Source organism: Pseudoalteromonas sp. MMG007 (genome assembly GCF_018100985.1).
In the GTDB taxonomy this organism is placed as follows: Bacteria; Pseudomonadota; Gammaproteobacteria; order Enterobacterales; family Alteromonadaceae; genus Pseudoalteromonas.
The window spans coordinates 1-20,484 of the sequence record NZ_JAGJEI010000023.1 but is presented as its reverse complement, the minus strand read 5'-3'; the positions used below and the strand labels follow the sequence as shown (position 1 = coordinate 20,484).

Sequence of the window (20,484 nt, the reverse complement as noted above, 5' to 3'; positions counted from 1 at the left end):
TCCAAAAATCCAAAAATCCAAAAATCATTTATTCAGCACTAATAAAGTATTCCGTTGCTAGCATAAAGCTAACCTATTACTATTTTAGGAGATAATTATGGCCAGTGGTTGGGCGCGAGATGGCGCAATTCAAGATCAAATTGACGCGAGTGTTAACGATGCTGTGCAATATGCAAGGCAAAACTTAATATCTGGAGCCAGCGCTGAGTATTGTGATGAATGTGATTGTAAAATCTCTCAAGCGAGAAGATTAGCTTTGCCCGGGGTGAGGTATTGTGTTTCGTGCCAAAGCGAGCTTGAGGCTCAGGGTAAAAAGTTGAATGGCGTTAATCGTCGTGGCAGTAAAGATAGTCAATTACGATAAAAGGTGCTTAATGGCACCTTTTATCTTATTAAATTATTAAAACTCACTCATATTTTCTTTTTTCTGAATAAGTTCTATTGAATAACCATCAGGGTCTTTAACGAAGGCTATTTCAGTTGTGCCGCCTTTTACTGGGCCTGGTTCGCGACTCACATTACCGCCGGCAGCTTTTATTGCATCACATGCTTTGTAAATATCATCAAATTCAATAGCGATATGTCCGTAAGCATTACCTAGGTCATAGTTATTCTCATCCCAATTATATGTAAGCTCTAAAACGGTATTACTTTCTTCTTTTCCATAACCAATAAAAGCGAGAGTATAACGATACTCCTCGTTTTGAGAGCGGCGAAGTTCCTGCATACCTAATACTTGTGTATAAAAGGCAATCGATTTATCTAGGTCGGCTACACGTAACATGGTATGTAATAAGCGCATTTTAATTCCCTCGTTATTTTTAATTTAAAACCTTTTATTAAACAGTAGCTACTAAATTAAAGCGATTTAGCAATTGTTATAAAGGCATTTAAACCATTCACGTTAAACAGTGACGGTTGTTATATCGCACCTAATGGAGCGTTACTTAATATTATAAATACACATTTTATTCTTTTTGAAAGCTTTTGTAATCTATATCGTACGCACAAGCTAAATATAAATAGAAGCTCAAATCGCTCATACATACAATCTCTAAAACAAAAATTGACTAAGACTAGTCATTATAAATGAGCAATTTTAAAGTCAGTCAACAAGGTTTTATATATTTTGGTAATGATATGATGACTATTGGTCAACCCATTGGTAGAAAAAAAGTAACAATATTGCTAACAAAAAATGACTATGAAAATAAGCTTTTTTATCGGCTTAACTTACTGAAATTAATGGTAAATTGTTTTTTGTGTTAAAGCGGTTACTAAATTAGCTAATTTACTTGGTTAACTTATTGGTTGACAAAAAACATGTATGGTAATACAGTTTTTGCATACCAATTGGTAAGTTGCTTGGTTTGAGTGAATACAATGTATTGGTAATTAATCAGAGTTACATTTTTGCACAGGTTAATTAATAAAATAACTCAAGCTAAAATTTACTCTACAAATTGAAACAAAAGACACAGCGTATTTATTTATAGAGTAACTTTTACTCGTAATCATAAAAGTATGCGCCAACATATTTAGGAGTTATTCATGTCAAAACCTGTCATCGGTTTCATCGGCTTAGGCTTAATGGGCGGCAATATGGCCGAAAATTTACAAAACAAAGGCTATGAGCTAATTGTTATGGACCTTAGCAAAGATGCGGTTGCAGCATGTGTTGCTAGAGGCGCAAAAACAGCAAGCACTGCAAAAGAGCTGGCTGAAGCTTCAGATATTGTTATGTTTTGTCTAACAACATCAGCTGTTGTTGAAAAAATTGTATACGCAGAAGACGGTATCTTAGCTGGTATTAAAGAAGGCGCAGTATTAGTTGATTTTGGTACTTCTATTCCATCATCTACTAAAAAGATTGGCGCTGATTTAGCAGCTAAAGGTGCAGGCATGATTGATGCTCCTCTAGGTCGTACTCCTGCGCACGCTAAAGATGGCCTATTAAACATCATGGCTGCGGGCGATATTGATACATTTAATAAAGTTAAACCAGTACTTGAAGATCAAGGCGAGAACGTATTTCACCTTGGTGAGCTAGGTGCAGGTCATACTACTAAGTTAATCAATAACTTTATGGGTATGACAACGGTATGTGCAATGTCACAAGCTTTTGCAGTAGCTGATCGTGCGGGCGTTGATCGTCAGCAACTTTTCGACATTATGTCTACTGGTCCTTCAAACTCACCATTCATGCAATTTTGTAAAAATTATGCGGTTGACGATGTTAGTGACCTTGGTTTTTCTATTGCTAATGCGAACAAAGATTTAGGTTACTTCCTTCAAATGGTTGAAGACTTAGGTACTGAATCAAAAATTGCTGAAGGTTCATCAGCTAATCTACAAGCCGCATTTGATGCAGGCATGGGTCAAGGCAACGTACCAGAGATCTTTGATTACTTTAAACAATTAAATAAGTAATAAAGACTCAATATATGGCGCTTAACTATTTAGTTTAAGCGCCCACACACACTATCGATTGACGAGATTTAGTCTGCTTTGTACAAAAAACATATTTAAATATTCATAGAGCCTAATTCGAGTCACAATATAAAGAGTTAACTATGCGTTTTACTAACACAATAAAGCTAAGCTTAGTTCTCATTGGTTGTATATCTACACAATTAACAGCCAAAGATTATTTTGTAGATGATAAGCAAGCTTTCAGTGATATATCTTCTAACTTAGTCGCTGGCGACAAAGTAATCCTTAAAAATGGTACATGGTCTGACTTCGAAATCCTACTTGAAGGCCAAGGTACAAAAAACTCTCCTATTTTATTAACCGCAGAAACAAACGGCAAAGTAATTTTATCTGGGCAATCAAACCTAAGACTTGCCGGTAAATATTTAGAGGTTTCGGGTTTAGTATTCAAAAATGGCTACACGCCAAGTTCTGCTGTTATTGAATTTCGTAAAGATAAAAACCACTTAGCCTATAACTCACGTGTAACTGAAGTCGTAATCGATAATTACAATAATCCAGACAAACGCGAGTCAGATTACTGGGTTGCGCTATATGGTCAGCATAACCAGTTTGATCACAGTCATTTAGTCGGTAAGCGTAATAAAGGGGTGACTGTTGCAGTTCGTTTAAATACAGAGCAAAGCCAGAAAAATTACCACAAAATCAATAATAACTTTTTCGGTTACCGCCCTACATTTGGCTCAAATGGTGGCGAAACACTTCGCATTGGCACCAGTCATTACTCATTAACTGATTCACACACATTAGTAGAGAACAATTATTTTGAACGTACTAATGGTGAAGTAGAAATTATTTCAGTCAAGTCTGGCAAAAATATTATTCGTAATAACGTATTTTTTGAAGCGCGTGGTACGTTAACGCTTCGACATGGTAACGATAACCTTATTGAAGAAAACATTTTCTTTGGTAATGGGGTAGATCACACCGGTGGTATTCGCGTTATTAATAAAGGCCAAACTGTTAAAAATAACTATTTACAAGGTTTAACGGGGTACCGTTTTGGTAGTGGTTTTACAGTAATGAACGGTGTACCAAATTCATCGATAAACCGTTATCACCAAGTAGAAAACGCAACCATTGAAAATAATACATTTGTAAATGTTCAGCACATACAACTTGCTGCCGGCAGTGACGCTGAACGCAGTGCTGCTCCTAAAAATAGCGTCATGAAAAACAACCTCATTATTAATCAAAATGAGCAGCAGCCGTTTACTACATTTGATGATGTAAGTGGTATTGCTTTTAGTAATAACGTTGCAAACACTAAAGTACTTGATGAGTTAGCTTATGGTGTAAAAACACAAACTGTAGCGTTAACTAAAGCGAGCAATGGTTTGCTTTATCCTGAATCTACTAAGATTAAAGTGGGTGCAAAACGAGACTTAAAAGTACTTAAAAAAGAAGATACAGGTGTGAGCTGGTATCCAAAAGTACCTGCCTTAGTCAAATTTGATTCAGGAAAAACGCATACTGTAAAAGCTGATGCAAATGCCTTGTTAAAAGCGATTGAAAGCGCTCAATCAGGCGATACTTTAGAGCTTGAGAATGGCCAGTATGATGTATCAAAGCTTGTTCAAATAAATAAAGTACTTACTTTAAAAGCTAAAAATGTAGGCCAAGCAAAGCTTACTTTTCAGCGCTCTACATTATTTGAAATTCACGACGGTGGAAGTTTAAAGCTCGATGGGCTTAGTATTTCGGGTGAAAATGCACCAGATGCTATTAATAACAGTGTTGTGCGTACTAAAAAGTGGGGCATGATTGAAAACTACCGCTTTGAAATGCATAACTCTAAAATCACTCATTTAGATATTAATCACTCGTTTCACTTTTTTGTTACTGGCAAAGGTGCGATGGCTGATGAAGTTGTGCTAACAAGCAATACATTCGATAACGTAACTGGCAATGTAATTAGCCTTAATACCGAAATTGAAGACTTAGGTATTTACAACGCTGAATACGTAATTGTAAAAAATAATACATTTAACAACGTGGATGGCGCTTTGCTTAAGCTTTATCGTGGTGGTAATGACGAGAGTACGTTTGGCCCACACCTTCAAATGAGCAATAACACACTAAACAACGTAGGCCTTGGTAAGCGTAATAAAGAGCAAGCAAGCGTATATGTTCACGGCGTTCAAGTTACCAACATCAGTGACAATCAGTTTGTTGAATCGGCTCCAATAGTCGTAGAGCATACTGTGGGTGAACCTAAAACACAGATATTAAACAATACATTTAATGCTACAAAATCTCCAAGTGTTAAAGAACTGAGAGTAAAAGGCCCGCACACAGCGATAATAAAAAACAATAAAACGACAAACAAGAAGGCGGGGTAATAATGATGAAAGTACTTAAACGTCTAAAAAGTTTCAAAATCGCGTCTTTAGCAGCGACCTTACTTTTATCTTTAGGAGCACATGCAGCGCACCCTAATTTAGTTATTACAACCGACGATGTAAAGTTGATGCGCCAAGCTATCAGCTCACATGAAAATGGAAAGTTTGCACTCGCTTATGACACGTTAAAAGCGCAAGTTGATGAGCAAATGGCACAGCCAATTACTGTACCGGTGCCAAAAGATGGTGGCGGGGGCTACACCCATGAGCAACACAAAAAAAATTATCAACTTATGTACAGCGCAGGTGTGATTTATCAATTAAGCCAAGATGAAAAATACGCAAATTATGTGCGCGACATGTTGCTTGAATACGCTGAGCTTTACCCTACGCTAGGGTTACACCCAAAGCGTAAAATGAATTCTCAAAACCCAGGTAAGTTTTTTTGGCAAAGCCTAAATGAAGCAATGTGGCTTGTATACACGATTCAAGCCTATGACTTAATTCATGACTCGCTAAGTGATGAAAATAAAAAAGTAATAGAAGACGATTTACTTCGTCCTGTTTCATTGTTTACGTCAGTAGGTCAGCCTTCAACATTTAATAAAGTGCATAACCATGGTACCTGGGCGACTGCAGGTGTGGGTATGGCAGGTTATGTGTTAGATGAACCTGAATGGGTAGAAAAATCACTTTATGATTTAAAAAAATCTGGCAAAGGCGGATTTGTTAAGCAGCTAGAAATGCTGTTCTCGCCTCAGGGTTACTATAATGAAGGGCCTTACTATCAGCGCTTTGCCTTATTGCCGTTTGTTACTTTTGCAAAAGCAATTGAAAACAACGAGCCGCAAAGAAAGATCTTTGATTACCGTGATGGGATCTTACTAAAAGCAATCGATACCACTATTCAGCTTAGTTACAACGGTTTGTTCTTCCCAATTAACGACGCTATAAAAAGTAAAGGTATTGATACGATTGAATTAGTGCAAGGTGTTACCGCTGCGTATGGTTTAACTAACGATGCAGGTTATCTGGACATTGCTAAGTATCAAGATCAAGTCGTTCTTACGGGAGACGGTTTAAAGGTTGCTCAAGCGCTTGATAACAAAAAAGAAACGCCATACATATTCAAATCTGTTGCCTTTGGCGACGGTAACGATGGGAAGCAGGGCGCTTTAGTTGTTATGCGTACTGAGGTAGGTGGCGATCAAGCACTTTTGTTTAAACCTGCTGCACAAGGTTTAGGTCATGGCCACTTTGATAAGCTTACATGGCAGTTTTACGACCATGGTAACGAAATCGTCTCTGATTACGGCGCAGCACGCTTTTTAAATGTAGAAGCTAAGTATGGGGGCCGTTATCTTCCAGAGAACGAAACCTACGCTAAACATACTGTTGCGCACAACACCGTTGTTGTAGATGAAACATCTCACTTTAATGCCAATGTAGAAGTAGGAAATAATAACCATCCTACGCTTAACTTTTTTGAAACCAATGAGTTTGGCACTGTCGCAAGCGGTGAAATAAGCACAGCTTACAAAGGGGTTGAACTAGAGCGTACTTTAGCACTTGTTAACTTAGCAGAACTAGAAAGCACTGTTGCACTTGATGTGTTCGATGTAGATGCAAATAAAGCGCATCAATTTGACTTGCCTTTACACTATAAAGGTCAATTGATTGATACTAACTTTGGCTTACTTGCTAATACAAATCAGCTCAAAGCACTGGGTGAGAGCAACGGTTATCAACACCTATGGTTAAAAGGACAAGCTACGCCTGAAAAGGGGTTAGCAAAGGTGACATGGTTAAATGACAATGGCCGTTTTTATACGCAAACAAGTCTAGTTAACGGTGATGAATCATTTCTATTTACTCAAATAGGCGCAAATGATCCTCACTTTAATTTACGTAATGAAAACGGTTTTGTACGTCGTGTAGAAAAACAAAAGCAACATACATTTGTATCGGTGCTAGAGCCACACGGTGAGTACAATCCAAGTAAAGAATATACATTAGAAGCTGTTAGCCGTGTTTCAGATTTAAAATACAGCACACAAGGTGATGTGGTACTTGTTGAACTAAACGTAAAAGATACACCTTATTTAGTTGCAATTAACAAGTCACAAAGCTCAGCTAAAAACAATTTCACATTTCAAAATAAAGCATTCACCTTAAATGGCCGTCTTGGCGTTTATGCGTTGAAGAATACTCAGGAGTAAACAGGATGCAAAAGCAAAGCGCACATTTTTCATTTGGTAACGAAACCGAAATTGAAGACTTAGGAAATGGCCTAAAACGCCAAATGCTTGGTTATAACGAAGAATTAATGGCTGTTAAAATTTGGTTTGAAAAAGGAGCTATTGGTTATAACCATGCTCACAGACACTCTCAAGTAACTTACGTAGTTGAAGGTGAGTTTCACTTTAATATTGACGGCGTAACTAAAATCTTAAAACCAGGTGATAGCTGCCTAATTCCACCATTTGCAGATCATGGTGCTACTTGCCCAACTGGCGGTATTTTAATTGATACCTTTAGCCCGGCGCGTGAAGACTTTCTTGAGGATTAACCTATGAAAATTCAAGGCTTACGCTGGTGGGTTATAGTGCTAATTGCACTTGCTACCATTATTAACTACATCGACCGTCAAGCACTTAGTGTTTTATGGCCTGACATTGTAGAAGAAATGTTTCCTGATGAGTCTGCATTAGAACGTAAACAAATTTACGCAAATATATCGATTGTGTTTGTGTTTGCTTATGCATTTGGCCAAGCCATATTCGGTAAAATATTTGACTGGGTGGGTACCCGCCTAGGTTTTGTGTTGTCGATTGGTGTGTGGTCGTTAGCGACTATTGCTCATGCTTTTGCACAAGGTGTTTTAAGCTTAAGTATTTTCCGCGCAATCTTAGGTGTAGCTGAGGCGGGGAACTGGCCGGGCGCAGCTAAAGGTAATGCCGAGTGGTTCCCTACAAAAGAGCGTGCGCTTGCACAGGGTATCTTTAACTCAGGTGCTGCTATTGGTGGCATTATCGCAATACCGTTAATTGCTTATCTAACAGTATATTTTAGCTGGCAAATGGTGTTTGTATTTGTGGGTGCATTGGGCTTTTTATGGTTAGTTCCATGGATTATTTTAGTTAAAGCACCACCAGGTTCACATCCTTGGATATCAGCTGAAGAGCGTGAGTACATTTTAACAGGCCAACGTCGTGTTGATGACAATGGTGATGTTACAAATGATGAAGGTGAAGAATATAACCCATCTACTGGTGAGCTACTTTCTCGTAAGCAAAGTTGGGGTGTAATTATTGCCTCTGCAGCAATTGACCCTATTTGGTGGTTATTCGTTTTTTGGATTCCAATTTATCTAAATGAAGTATATGCAATGGATGTTAAATCTATAGGTATATACGGTTGGGTACCTTACGTAGGCGCAATGTTTGGCGCATGGTTTGGTGGCTTATTGGCGCAGAACCGCTTAAAAGCAGGTTGGAACACAGATAAAACACGTAAGCTTACTATTACGCTTGGTTGTTTAATTATGTTGCCTTCATTATTAGCAATGGCAAACCCTGGTGGACCAACAACTGCAGTAATTATTATGGCTGTTATTTTATTTGGCTTTCAAACGGCAATTGGTAACGTACAAACTTTACCAAGTGACTTATTAGGTAAAAAAGCAGTAGGTACCTTGTCTGGTTTTTCTGGCATGGCGGCTAAGCTAGGTGCAGTGGGCCTTACATCTTTAGTACCAATATTAACTGCTGACGGTAATTATGCGCCTGCATTTATTATTGGTGCATCGCTTGCCATTATTGCTATGGCTGCTGTTTGGATTCTTATTCCAAAAATTGAACCTCTGAAAAAGCCTGATTAATCTGAAAGTAACTGCTATGCCTACACAACAGTGCTTGCGCATAGCAGTTTATTACAAAGGATAATTTCCCAAAATGAAAAATATTTACTTTATGGGTGAGTGTATGGTGGAGCTTAGAGCAATGAGCGCTGCGACGTTACACCAATCATTTGCAGGCGATGTTTATAATTCTGCCGTATATTTAAAGCGTTGCTTTCCTGAAGTAGCAACATCCGTTGTAACTGCTTTAGGCCAAGACAACTTAAGTAAAAAAATGTTAGAGCGCTTTGAAAGTGAACAACTAGATACTCAGTTTGTATTTGCTCACGAAAGCAAAGTACCGGGTATGTACTACATAGAAACAGATGCTTTTGGCGAGCGCAGCTTTATTTATTGGCGCAGCGATTCTGCAGCTAAAAAAGTAGTTAGTTTTTTAAATACAGACGTTGTGAAACAGCTTTCACAAGGTGATATGTTTTTCTTTTCCGGCATTTCACTTGCTGTAATTGATGAAAATGCGCGTGAAGATTTTTGGCATGTAGTAAAACAATTAAAAACTGCAGGCGTAAAAATAGTATTCGATCCTAATTACCGCGCTCGTTTGTGGAATAGTGTTGATGAGACGAAAACGCAGTACGACCTAGCATTTGGTCTTGCTGATGTAACGCTGCCAGGCGTTGAAGATTTAACAACCCTTTACGATGTTCACAGTGTTGAAGACGTTATTGAATATTTAAAAATATATAACATAGACGAAATTATCGTTAAAAATGGCCCTGAATCGGTTATTACCCAATTAGACAACACACTTCAAAGTCACACAATAATACCTGTTACTAATGTTGTTGATACAACATCAGCAGGGGATGCTTTTAATGGCGTTTACTTAGGCGCTCGTTTATCTGGCAAATCTATTGCTGATGCAGTACAGCTTGGTGCTAAAGCCGCAGGGACTGTTATTCAACAGCCTGGCGCAATTGCTCCAAAAGATGTTTTTCAGCTTGCAATGGCTAAAGCTGGCATTTAATAAATTTATAGGCCGCTTATCTCGGCCGCACTACTTAAAAATAAAGGAACAACGTTATGACTCTCTTTTCTGAACTTATGTCAGGGCAAACACTGCTACCTATAATTCAAGCTGATACGCCAGAGCAGGGTGTACAAATTGCTAAAGCAATGGCAGATGCAGGCCTTACATTAGTAGAAGTTGTGCTTAGAACAGAAGCATCTTTAGATGCTTTAAAAGCAATAAAAGAGCAAGTGCCTGAGCTTAAAGTTGGCGCAGGAACAGTTATTAACGAAACTATTTTACAGCAAGCTATAGATGCGGGTTCTGATTTTATTGTAACTCCAGCAGTATCTCCTAAACTTTTAAGTGCACTTACAAAGTGTAACGTGCCTGTTTTACCTGGTGTATCAAACACAGGGGATATTTTGATGGCGCTTGAATATGGCTTTAAAGAGCAGAAGTTATTCCCTGCATCGCTTGCTGGTGGTGCGCCATTTGTTTCTGCTGTATCAAGCGTTTTTAGAGAAGTTAGTTTTTGCCCAACGGGTGGTGTAAGCGAGAAGAATAAAATGGATTACCTATCTTTAAGCAACGTGTTTGCAGTAGGTGGAACATGGGTCGCTAAGAAAGAGTGGGTCAAAGAGCAAAACTGGCAAGCAATCACTGACTCGTGTATTGAAGCTATAAAGTAAGAAGGAATCTAACAATGGAACATTTAGCCTCGGCAATACTGCCTGGCGTAATAGTTGGTGACGAAGTAAGTGTGGTATATGAACATGCTCGTGCTAACCAATATGCCTTACCTGCCGTTAATGTTGTAAGTACAACTTCAATTAATGCAACCCTAGAAGCAGCAAAAAAAATGAGCTCGCCAGCCATCATTCAATTGTCTAATGGTGGTGCGCAATTTTTTTGTGGTAAGGGCTTAGTGTTGCCAGATCAGCAAGCTGCTGTGCTTGGTGCTGTGAGCGCTGCTCGTTATGTCCATGCTGTTGCTGCACATTACGAGGTACCCGTAATGCTGCATACCGATCATGCAGCTAAAAAATTGTTACCTTGGATAGATGGTTTACTTGATGAAGGTGAAAGACACTTTGAATTAACTGGTAAGCCGCTATTTAGTTCACACATGATCGATCTTTCTGAAGAATCTCTTGAGGAGAATATAGAAATATGTGAGCGCTACCTAGCACGCATGGCTAAAATTGGAATGACGCTTGAGATAGAGTTAGGGTGTACTGGCGGTGAAGAAGATGGTGTTGATAACTCTCACCTAGATAGCTCGGCCTTATATACGCAACCTGAAGATGTTGCTTTTGCTTATGAGCGATTAAGTAAAATTAGCCCTAACTTTATTATTGCCGCATCGTTTGGCAATGTTCATGGTGTGTACAAGCCTGGCAATGTTGTACTAACGCCAAGTATTTTAAAAGATTCTCAAGCTTACGTATCAGATAAGTTCAACCTGCCTAATAATTCAATTAACTTTGTGTTTCATGGTGGTAGTGGTTCTGAATACAGTAAAATTGCAGAATCATTAACTTATGGCGTAGTAAAAATGAATATCGATACTGATACACAATGGGCGTGTTGGAATGGTATTTTAGATTACTACAAAGATAAGCAAGCTTATCTACATGGCCAGATTGGTAATCCTGATGGCGATGATAAGCCAAACAAAAAATATTACGATCCACGTGTATGGCTTCGTCACTCTGAGCAAAGTATGGTCACAAGACTCGAACAATGCTTTACCGATCTTAATTGTGTAAATAGGTACAATTAATGAAAAGATTAAATACAGTTCTTAAAGAAGACGGTGTAGAAACCGACCTTATTTTACTTATACGTACTATTTTAGCGACATCAAAAGAAATTGCTTTTAGAGTAAGCCAAGGCGAACTGGCTGGCGTTTTAGGTTCAACGCTAAACGAAAATGTCCAAGGTGAAGTACAAAAAAAATTAGATGTAATTGCTAATCAACTTTTGAAAGATATATTAATAGATGACACATTAGTCAAGTCTGTAGCATCGGAAGAAGAGGATCATGTAGTAGGGGCCCACCCTGATGGCAAATTTATAGTTGCTTTTGACCCTCTCGATGGTTCATCAAATATTGATGTGAATGGCCAAATAGGTACCATATTTACAATTTACCCAGCACGAGATGACGTAGCTTACGATAGTGACGAGCAATTTAAGCAACCGGGTACTAATCAAGTTTGCGCAGGTTATGTTTTATATGGCCCTTCGTCATTACTTATAATGAGTACGGGCGGTCCTACGCGATGCTATACGCTGGATTCTACTCATGGCGGGTACTTGTTAACTAATAAGCAGTTAGATGTACCAAAACAAAGCAGAGAATTTGCAGTCAATATGGCAAATTACCGCTACTGGGATGAGCCAACACAAGTGTATTTTGATAAATTGCTTTATACCTGCGAGAGCTTTGAAAAAAGCTCAATGCGCTGGAATGCAGCAATGGTTGGTGATGTTCACCGTATATTATGCCGTGGCGGATTGTTTTTGTATCCTCAAGACAAGCGAAGCGGTAATGATAATGGTAAAATAAGATTACTTTACGAAGCAAATCCACTTGCGTTATTAATGGAAAATGCCGGTGGTAAAGCCACCTCTAGAGGTAATCGGATTTTAGATATCGCTCCGTCTAGCTTACATCAACGAGTGCCTGTTGCTATGGGCTCACAAGAGCCCGTTGAGTTTTACAACAATACATTTAAATAGATAAGCACTGACCTTACGTTAAAGTAGGACGAAAATTTCTCCTGCTTTAACTTTTCAACCATTGACATGAAATTATAACTCCACTTAGGCAGCTACAAAAAATTTTACTACAGCTATAACCCCTTTTATTATTTTTTTCCTCTTTCACTACAATACCCATAAAGAACAACTCAAACTTTGTTAATTTCAAATTAGTTAAAAAATAAAGTTTAAGTGACAACTGTAAATTACCTTAGTTAATTAAATGTTTTTTATTGTGGTTTAATTGGTCAGCACACTGACAAAAATTTATTTGGATATGGCTGTATTAACAATTTTCAATTTCTTTAGACTTTAAATAAGTTGGTAAGAACTTTCGGGTGTTTTTTAACACATCAAATAACTAGCCAAATATAAAAAACATAAAGTCGCTTAGTGATAGTCTCCATGAAATTAAAACACTTCGCATTTTGTAATCCTGATGGTATATCAGGCCATGTTACTAATGCTATACAGTTGGTGAAGCCAGTGATGGGGCACATAGATTTACTTATAATTGTGCATGGCCTTCACATGGGTGATAGCGTAATAAATGAATCTCATATTCTCAATCCAATTGCTAATGACTGAGTAAAGAACCTGCAGAAGACGAACCTACTGCTGAAAATACACTCTTTTTAGGCTTATTTTATCCGAAGAGACCTGATAGTGATCAGGCATTTAAATACGCCTGTGATTTAATAAACCACAACCACTCAGTATTTAGCAATAACTTTGGCTATGTAGATAGTCGAGTTTCAGGTGATGACAGCAATGATTGGTGAGCAATTAGAAACCTTAATGGTAATGGTACATTTGAAACCGACGGCGCAATTGGCCAAAACCCAGTAGTCAGTTATAAAAAGGTACTTGAGTATGTTACTTTTGAAAGTACATTAATTGAAGTTGCTCCTGCAGGTGCATTAGCAGGCGCCAAACAGCTTACTTATATGCACCACTCTCAGCTAGGCGCTAGTTCTACTTAGGCAGCAGAAAAAATAAAACGCCTTTATAAACAATAAACCCCATGTTGGAACTTTTTGTTTTTAAATAATTACAAGTTATGCATTAAACCTACATGACATGTCGGTAATGCAGGTTATCTTTAATTGGTATACCTTATGGTAATATTTAAAGCTTAAATTGGTTGATCATGAATAGGTGTTTAAGTATATTAAGCCCAGAAGACACATTATATATACAAAAGCTTAACAGGCTAACACACTTAAATCACACAACAACAACCAGCGGAGAATTCAAATGTCGTTGAAGTCAATAAAGAATAATAATTCTATAACAGGGCAGTTTGCATTAAGACCTGTTGCCAAATGGGTAAGAACAGCGGTCATAGCAGGTATGGCAACTTCTTGTGCATTTTCGGCAAGTGCACAACAAGAACAGGGAAAAACGACAGAAGTTGAAGAAGACGTAGAAATTATAAGTGTTACAGGTACCCGAAGAACAATACAAGATCAAATTGCCATAAAGCGAGAAGCGACAACAGTTGTTGATGGTTTATCATCAGAAGATATTGGTGACTTACCTGCTCTCTCTATTGGTGAAGCACTAGAATCAATCACTGGTGCTGCATCGCACCGTGAAAACGGTGGAGCAACAGAGATCACTATCCGTGGTCTTGGTCCGTTTTTAAGTGCAACGCACATTAACGGTCGTGAAGCTACAAATGGTAGTGGTGACCGTTCAGTTAATTTTTCACAATTCCCATCAGAGCTTGTTAAAAAAGTAGCAATTTATAAAACGCAAGATGCATCAATGATTGAAGGTGGTGTTGCAGGTGTTATTGCGCTTGAAACTGTAACGCCATTAGATTACGGCAAACAACGTGTATCGGGTGAAGTTAAGTTAAACTATAACCCTGATGAAGGTAATGTTGATAATTCACTACAAAGTGATATGGGTTACCGTGGTACATTCAGTTATGTTGATCAATATGAGTTTGATAATGGCCAAGCAGTTGGTGTGTCTTTTGGTGTACAGCGCCAAGAGGTTAGCTCACCTGAAGCAGAGTATAGAAGCTCAAGCCCTTCAGGTTCATCGCTTTGGGCATGTTTAAACGATCCTAATAATACTAATGAAGGATTTTATCGTAGCAGCGCAGGTGATTGTGAAGATCAGGTAGCTGGTGAAAAATTAAAGAACCAAGGCTATGACGCTAATATAGATCCTGAAACAGGCAAAGCCTTTAGTGATGGTACTCCGTATGCTTGGACTGGCAGTAGTCGAAGCTTTCGTCAAAACGAGACATCAGATGAACGTGACGCAATGTTTTTTGCACTGCAATACCAACCTTCAGCTGATTGGGATATTAACTTTGATACGCAAATATCTGACCGTACTCAACAAGAAGCGCGTCATGACCTAATCTTTTTACAAAAACGTGCAACGCCAGGTGTAACGGGCCCGACTCTTGTTACAAATGATGTAGGCGGTATTCTACATTGGGAAGGTGAAGAACGTATTGAATCATCCGGTGAGCAATTTTCACGTGAAGAGAATTATCAAGGGTATGGTTTAAATATTGAGCACAATGTAACAGACCGACTGACAGTGAGTGTTGATTTAGCATACTCAAAAACAGATCGTGAAGAGTTACAAATATCAAACCGTGGCAGAACCTCTGATCGTAACTATTTTACATGGGATATGGGCGATGAAATTCCTCATTTCACATTAACTGATTTTGATGTAACAGATATTTCTAACTTTACTGATAGTTTAAGAACACGTTTAGATCGCGAGAATGTTCGCGAAAATGTTATTAAATCAGCGCGCTTAGATTTTGATTATGAATTAGATAGTGGCATGTTCACTAAAATTGAAGGTGGTATCAGAACATCTGAGCTTTCTTTCATACAATTTGGTGGTACTGGAAACGGTGGTAATGGCTCAAGAGTTGAGTACACAATAGGCGATGATACTGCACTTGAAATTCTTCAAGGTTGTCAAATTGACTTCCCTGAATCAGGCTTTTTATCAAGCGTGTCTGATGGCGATATCGTAACTAATGTTGATAGTGACGGTAACGTAATTGCTAGCGGTACAGGTTCATCATGGGCGACGTACGATAATGTGTGTTTCTCTCAAGCAGTAGCTGCAACAGATTCTGATTACAACGGTGAGTTTGGCTACCCAGACGTAGATTACCAAAATACAGGTACTGTTGATGTAACAGAAAAAACAACCTCTGCCTATTTAATGGCTAGCTACGATACAGAAATGTTTGGTAAGTTTATTCGTGGTAACTTTGGTCTTCGTATAGTTGATACTGAGGTAACCTCAGTTGGCTTCAGAGCAGATTACTCTGTCGGTACCGATGCAGACACCGGATTTCTTGAACTAGTATCAGATCCAACAACACTTGATAAAGTAGAAAGTGGCTCAAGCTATACAAAATACCTACCTAGCTTTAACCTAGTTGTTGATTACAGCGAAGATATACTACTGCGTGCAGGTATCTACCGTGGTATGTCTCGTGCAGACCCTTCAGATTTGAGCTATAACCGTGAATTTTCAACAAGTAGTAATGAAGATGGTGCAGCTACGTCACTTTCTGATTTATTAATTGGTGTTAATGGTTCGGGTAACCCATCAACGCAACCTTTAATGTCGTGGAACTATGATGCGGCAGTTGAATGGTATCCTAATGAAGACTCTATTGTAGCGTTTAGCCTTTACTATAAGCAGTTTCAAGGTGGTTTTGAGAAACAGACTGTTCTAGAAGAATTTACAATAGACGGGGAAACGGTATCTCTGCCGATTACTAACTCTGTTACATCAGACGATGAAAGCGAAATAGTAGGTCTAGAAGCATCGTTCTCATACCGTTGGGACAATGGTCTCGGTGTGAAGTTTGGTTATAACTTCGCAGATACTGACTTTGAGTTTGAAGATAGCTTATACGGTGATACTTTTACTACAGATCTTGATGGTAATACAACACAGTTAAAAGAAGGTATCGTTGAGCCAGGTTCAGTTCCTGGTTTCTCTAAGCATGTATTTAGTAGCCAACTTTACTACCAAATTGGCGACTTCGATACTGCGGTTATTTATAAATATCGTAGTGAGTACTTCCAACCTTACACAAGCAACGGCACTCGCTTACGTTATGTAGACGGTGTAGGTGTATGGGAAATGCGCGCATCTTATAAAGTTAATGAACACTTCAGAATTAAAGCCGAAGCAATTAACTTATTTAGTGCACCTAAATCACAAGATTTCTTTGTGGAAGGTAACTTAGGTGAAGTAAATGATTACGGCCCACGTCTGTTCTTAGGTATGAGCTTTAAGCTTTAGTAAAAACAAAAGTACAATATAAAAAAGGCGGTTTACCGCCTTTTTTAATGCCCATAGTTAAACAACATCAACACTCCCTCTTAATTAAAACCACCTCCCTAAACATACTATTGAAATTTCGATCAGTAACTTATCCATGCTGCTAATGTAAAAAACTGATTTCATATGCCTAAATTTAAATATTAACTATTTAATTGAATAAATACTTTTATGACCAAAGTCTAGATTATACAGAGCGAATAATGTGTTAGAGGATATGCTTGGTTAACCAATTTGGTGCAATAAAAATTTCTTTATAAAGATTTTTATAGTTAATTTTTATTTTATTTGTAACAAAGAACCTTGCTAAATTGCGTATTTTTAATGATGTTTTATAAATTATCACCATTTTTAAATACATTTAAAAACATATATTTAGATTGTTTTTTAATCTTTATTTGAAACTATCTAATTTATGAACTTTACTTTTGGTAAGTTAGGTAGAGTTGTATTTGAATAAATCTAGCTTACCACTTACTTGACCTTTTAGTTGAATGGTGTAAATATTGAGTTAATGATTTGTAATAAATAAAGGTTTTACCAAAGATAAGCGTAGCGAGTTAAACATAGCATTTCACACACACAGGAAAAAAACTATGAGTCACAAGTTATCTAAAATTACTCTGGCGGTTATATCTGCCACTGCACTGAATTTTTCTTTGTCAACACAGGCACAAGAAGCTCAACCGCAAGCGAAAGACGATTTAGAAGTTATTGAGGTTTCGGGCATTCGCCAATCATTAACTAACGCCCTAGCTGAGAAGCGATCGGCAGATAGTCTAGTAGAGATTATTCAATCGGAAGATATTGGTAAACTACCTGACCAAAACTTAGCAGAAGTGCTAGAAAACGTAACGGGTATTCAAATTACTCGCCAAGCGGGTGTGGGTACCGGCGTACAAATTCGTGGTACAGATGCAAACCGTACTGAAATAAACGGGGTATCTACCGTGGGCTCTGGCTCAGGTCGTAGTGGTATTAGCTTTGAAGATGTTTCTGCATCAATTATATCAAGTTTGGAAGTTATAAAGTCTCCAGAGGCTAAAACCATTGAAGGTTCTGTTGGTGGAACAATTAACCTTAAAACCATTCGTCCTCTTCATTTAGGAGAGCAATTAGCCACAATCAGAGTACAAGGAGAAAGCAGTAGCCTAAGTACAGATAGTGGTTTACAACCTCGTTTTTCGGGTACGTTTGCTGATAACTGGGAGACAGATGACTACGGTAAATTTGGTATACTTGTAAGTGGCAGCTACGCAGAGCAAGATGTAACAGCATTTCGTCCTCGTGCAGACAGAGATAACATTATTACCTCAGACAGTGGCGTAGCCAGTGCACAGTCATTTGATTTTTTACCAATCCAGTTCTTTGTACAAGATTACGATAACTATGAATACGAAACTAAGAACTTTGTAGGTACCATTGAGTGGGCACCAAATGACAATACAAAGTTTTACTTTGACGCAGTCGTAAATGATCAAGAGCGACGCCAAGAAAGTTCGCGTGTGCAAGCATCTGGTGTAAGTGCACTTAATGATATTTCTATCCCTGATTCGTTTGAAACTGTGAACTTTGGTTCACTCGGTGGTACAAACTTAGGCTCTATTCAAGCAGCGCTTAGTGGTGTGATCCCAGTAAATTTAGAAAACGATGATGACGATCCAAATCTTCGTTTTTCAAGCGATACAAATTCTCGTGTTACTGACAGTAATATATTTAGATTAGGCGGTGAGTGGCAAGGCGATAAATGGTTTGTAAGCGCTGAAATTGCATCATCATCTTCAGATACAACAACCCCAAGCTTTAATACAACGCTTAACTTTATCAATCCAAATGTCCCTTTAGATGCTGGTGGCGGTAATGATAACAGTGTGCCATTTGAGTATGATTTATCGGGCGGTGCGTTAGCCTTTGGTATTGCACAAGAGGCAGAATACGCACCTACGGTTGAGCAATTACTAGATCCTGCAAACGTCGTGCTTCGCGATGTAAATATTGGCCAAGATACGGTAGAAAACTCTGAAGATGCATTTCGTATCGACTCAACTTATTACACCGATTCAATTATAACCTCTGTTGATTTTGGTTACCGTTACAGCAAATCACAAAGTAAGCAAAACGAAATTACATCAAGTATTGGTTTAAGAACAATGGCTGATAGTCCATCGGGAGATTTGTTTGCTGACTTATTAGTAGCTGGCCCAGATAACTTTAATGAAGCAGATGGTCGTTCGTTATACATTGGTGATTTTTTACTTATTGACCCAGAGCTTGTAGCATCAGACCCTGATGCGGTACTTGCTACACTGCAAGCTGCAATGACAGCGCATGGCTCAAGTAAAACATTAAACGCGCCAACATCAAGCTCTGCAGGCTTTTTTGATATAGAAGAAACTACGCATGCGTTATATGCGCAAGCTAATTTTGAATACGAAATGATTCGCGGTAACTTTGGCGTACGTTACATCCAAACTGACGTAGAGTCTACAGGTAATTCTGTAACCGTAGATGGCAGTGGTAATGAGCTTGTGACGCGCATTACAAATGAATCAGATTATGACTTTATTTTACCACGATTAAACCTTGTAGCCGACGTATCAGAAGACGTACTTGTTCGCTTTGGTGTTGGTAAAGATATTCGTCGCCCTGATTACAATGACCTATCTACATCTGTTACCTATAGCACTAGTCCAAATGACGAAGTTGAATTTGGTAACCCTGCCTTAAAGCCAGAAGAAGTGCTTTCTTATGACTTATCAGCTGAATGGTACTTTACTGAAGCAAGTGTATTTAGTGTAGGTATATTCCACAAAACGCGTAAAGAATTACATGTTAATCAGTTAACATCACCAGTAGAAGACCCAGTAACAGGCTTTCGTGATTTAACGGATCCGTGTGAAGGTGGTGGTATATTTAACCCAATTGCAGATATTAACGTATTTGGCCCTGAAAATGGTCGCGGTGTGTGTGTAGGTACAGAAACCAAAGTAAACGATAGCGGCGAAACAACCCAAAAAGGGATTGAGTTTGCCTTCCAATACGACCTTTCAAGCTTTGAAAAAGATATTGGTTGGGCGTCTGGCTTTGGTGTTTTAGCTAACTATACAATTCAAGAGTTCTCTGGCGGCGAAACCGAAAATTCAGCAACGTCTAGAGCAAGTAGTGTATTTGCAGCAACAACTGGCACGCCAGGTATTGATGTAAGCGAGATACAAGGCTTACTTAACTTATCAGAAAATGCTTATAACTTTACTTTGTACTACGAGAAATTTGGGTTATCAGCACGTATGCGCTACACATGGCGTGAAGGCTACCGCTCAAATGACTTTGGTAGTACGTCTAGCTTCCCGTGGGGCTTCCCAGTGGTACAAGAAGATCGTGGACAGCTTAATGCAAGCATTAGTTACGATGTAAACGAGCAACTAAATATTGGTTTAGAGGCGGTAAATATTACTGAATCTGAAATTAGCCAGTCTTGTGTAAACGAAAGCGCACTATTGTGTTTCCAAGGTCTAACAGACCGTCGTATAACACTAGGTGCTAGCTACCGTTTTTAAAAAATAAAATATTGAGAGTGTGTTGCCTGTACGGGCAGTAAAAGCAAGCCGCATGGCTTGCTTTTTTTTGTATTAAAGCTGTCTTGTCCTGAAATGTGTTTACAC

Annotated in this window: 14 protein-coding genes; 13 read left to right on the top strand and 1 reads right to left on the bottom strand. The window is 38.5% G+C overall.

What is annotated here, in order from left to right:
• Window positions 1–97 precede the first annotated feature (97 nt).
• Window positions 98–364 carry a DksA/TraR family C4-type zinc finger protein gene (locus tag J8L71_RS18010; RefSeq protein WP_211001746.1) on the top strand — a complete coding sequence of 89 codons (267 nt, stop codon included), beginning with the start codon at window positions 98–100 and terminating at the stop codon, window positions 362–364.
• Between the two features lie 36 nt (window positions 365–400).
• Here the strand turns inward: J8L71_RS18010 and gloA are convergent, their stop codons facing one another.
• Window positions 401–802, bottom strand: a complete 402-nt coding sequence (gene gloA / locus J8L71_RS18005; protein WP_211001745.1) for a lactoylglutathione lyase — start codon at window positions 800–802, stop codon at window positions 401–403.
• A gap of 749 nt (window positions 803–1,551) precedes the next feature.
• Between gloA and J8L71_RS18000 the strand changes: the two genes are divergently transcribed.
• The 12 genes from J8L71_RS18000 (at window position 1,552) to J8L71_RS17945 (ending at window position 20,379) form a co-directional block, all read left to right on the top strand.
• Complete coding sequence (locus J8L71_RS18000) at window positions 1,552–2,430, top strand: NAD(P)-dependent oxidoreductase (RefSeq protein WP_211001744.1); 879 nt, start codon at window positions 1,552–1,554, stop codon at window positions 2,428–2,430.
• A gap of 143 nt (window positions 2,431–2,573) precedes the next feature.
• Window positions 2,574–4,835, top strand: a complete 2,262-nt coding sequence (locus J8L71_RS17995) for a polysaccharide lyase 6 family protein (protein WP_211001743.1) — start codon at window positions 2,574–2,576, stop codon at window positions 4,833–4,835.
• Window positions 4,836–4,840: 5 nt separating this feature from the next.
• A complete protein-coding gene (locus tag J8L71_RS17990; protein ID WP_211001747.1) occupies window positions 4,841–7,054 on the top strand; it encodes a heparinase II/III family protein in 2,214 nt (737 codons plus the stop codon).
• A 5-nt stretch (window positions 7,055–7,059) separates the two neighbouring features.
• On the top strand, window positions 7,060–7,404 hold the full coding sequence (locus J8L71_RS17985; RefSeq protein WP_024609426.1) for a cupin domain-containing protein: 345 nt from the start codon (window positions 7,060–7,062) through the stop codon (window positions 7,402–7,404).
• Between the two features lie 3 nt (window positions 7,405–7,407).
• The gene (locus tag J8L71_RS17980; protein ID WP_211001742.1) at window positions 7,408–8,715 is read left to right on the top strand and encodes an MFS transporter; all 1,308 of its coding nucleotides are present in this window, start codon (window positions 7,408–7,410) and stop codon (window positions 8,713–8,715) included.
• Window positions 8,716–8,788: 73 nt separating this feature from the next.
• Entirely contained in the window at window positions 8,789–9,721 is a 933-nt protein-coding gene (locus J8L71_RS17975) for a sugar kinase (RefSeq protein ID WP_211001741.1), read from the top strand.
• Between the two features lie 56 nt (window positions 9,722–9,777).
• Window positions 9,778–10,395 carry a bifunctional 4-hydroxy-2-oxoglutarate aldolase/2-dehydro-3-deoxy-phosphogluconate aldolase gene (gene eda, locus J8L71_RS17970; RefSeq protein WP_211001740.1) on the top strand — a complete coding sequence of 206 codons (618 nt, stop codon included), beginning with the start codon at window positions 9,778–9,780 and terminating at the stop codon, window positions 10,393–10,395.
• A 14-nt stretch (window positions 10,396–10,409) separates the two neighbouring features.
• Window positions 10,410–11,489: a class II fructose-bisphosphate aldolase gene (fbaA, locus tag J8L71_RS17965; protein WP_211001739.1), complete on the top strand. Its 1,080-nt coding sequence runs from the start codon at window positions 10,410–10,412 to the stop codon at window positions 11,487–11,489.
• Window positions 11,489–12,451, top strand: coding sequence for a class 1 fructose-bisphosphatase (locus J8L71_RS17960; protein ID WP_211001738.1), 963 nt, complete (start codon window positions 11,489–11,491; stop codon window positions 12,449–12,451). The genes fbaA and J8L71_RS17960 overlap by 1 nt, the downstream gene beginning before the upstream one ends.
• Window positions 12,452–12,877: 426 nt before the next feature.
• A complete protein-coding gene (locus tag J8L71_RS17955) occupies window positions 12,878–13,060 on the top strand; it encodes a hypothetical protein (RefSeq protein ID WP_211001737.1) in 183 nt (60 codons plus the stop codon).
• A 669-nt stretch (window positions 13,061–13,729) separates the two neighbouring features.
• Window positions 13,730–16,783 carry a TonB-dependent receptor gene (locus tag J8L71_RS17950; protein WP_211001736.1) on the top strand — a complete coding sequence of 1,018 codons (3,054 nt, stop codon included), beginning with the start codon at window positions 13,730–13,732 and terminating at the stop codon, window positions 16,781–16,783.
• A gap of 635 nt (window positions 16,784–17,418) precedes the next feature.
• Window positions 17,419–20,379, top strand: coding sequence for a TonB-dependent receptor (locus J8L71_RS17945; RefSeq protein WP_211001735.1), 2,961 nt, complete (start codon window positions 17,419–17,421; stop codon window positions 20,377–20,379).
• Window positions 20,380–20,484: the final 105 nt, after the last annotated feature.

What these genes read in the sequence shown, in the direction of transcription:
- J8L71_RS18010 (WP_211001746.1), top strand. Translation starts at nt 98, where the DNA reads ATGGCCAGTGGTTGGGCGCGAGATGGCGCAATTCAAGATCAAATTGAC.
- gloA (WP_211001745.1), bottom strand. Translation starts at nt 802, where the DNA reads ATGCGCTTATTACATACCATGTTACGTGTAGCCGACCTAGATAAATCG.
- J8L71_RS18000 (WP_211001744.1), top strand. Translation starts at nt 1,552, where the DNA reads ATGTCAAAACCTGTCATCGGTTTCATCGGCTTAGGCTTAATGGGCGGC.
- J8L71_RS17995 (WP_211001743.1), top strand. Translation starts at nt 2,574, where the DNA reads ATGCGTTTTACTAACACAATAAAGCTAAGCTTAGTTCTCATTGGTTGT.
- J8L71_RS17990 (WP_211001747.1), top strand. Translation starts at nt 4,841, where the DNA reads ATGAAAGTACTTAAACGTCTAAAAAGTTTCAAAATCGCGTCTTTAGCA.
- J8L71_RS17985 (WP_024609426.1), top strand. Translation starts at nt 7,060, where the DNA reads ATGCAAAAGCAAAGCGCACATTTTTCATTTGGTAACGAAACCGAAATT.
- J8L71_RS17980 (WP_211001742.1), top strand. Translation starts at nt 7,408, where the DNA reads ATGAAAATTCAAGGCTTACGCTGGTGGGTTATAGTGCTAATTGCACTT.
- J8L71_RS17975 (WP_211001741.1), top strand. Translation starts at nt 8,789, where the DNA reads ATGAAAAATATTTACTTTATGGGTGAGTGTATGGTGGAGCTTAGAGCA.
- eda (WP_211001740.1), top strand. Translation starts at nt 9,778, where the DNA reads ATGACTCTCTTTTCTGAACTTATGTCAGGGCAAACACTGCTACCTATA.
- fbaA (WP_211001739.1), top strand. Translation starts at nt 10,410, where the DNA reads ATGGAACATTTAGCCTCGGCAATACTGCCTGGCGTAATAGTTGGTGAC.
- J8L71_RS17960 (WP_211001738.1), top strand. Translation starts at nt 11,489, where the DNA reads ATGAAAAGATTAAATACAGTTCTTAAAGAAGACGGTGTAGAAACCGAC.
- J8L71_RS17955 (WP_211001737.1), top strand. Translation starts at nt 12,878, where the DNA reads ATGAAATTAAAACACTTCGCATTTTGTAATCCTGATGGTATATCAGGC.
- J8L71_RS17950 (WP_211001736.1), top strand. Translation starts at nt 13,730, where the DNA reads ATGTCGTTGAAGTCAATAAAGAATAATAATTCTATAACAGGGCAGTTT.
- J8L71_RS17945 (WP_211001735.1), top strand. Translation starts at nt 17,419, where the DNA reads ATGAGTCACAAGTTATCTAAAATTACTCTGGCGGTTATATCTGCCACT.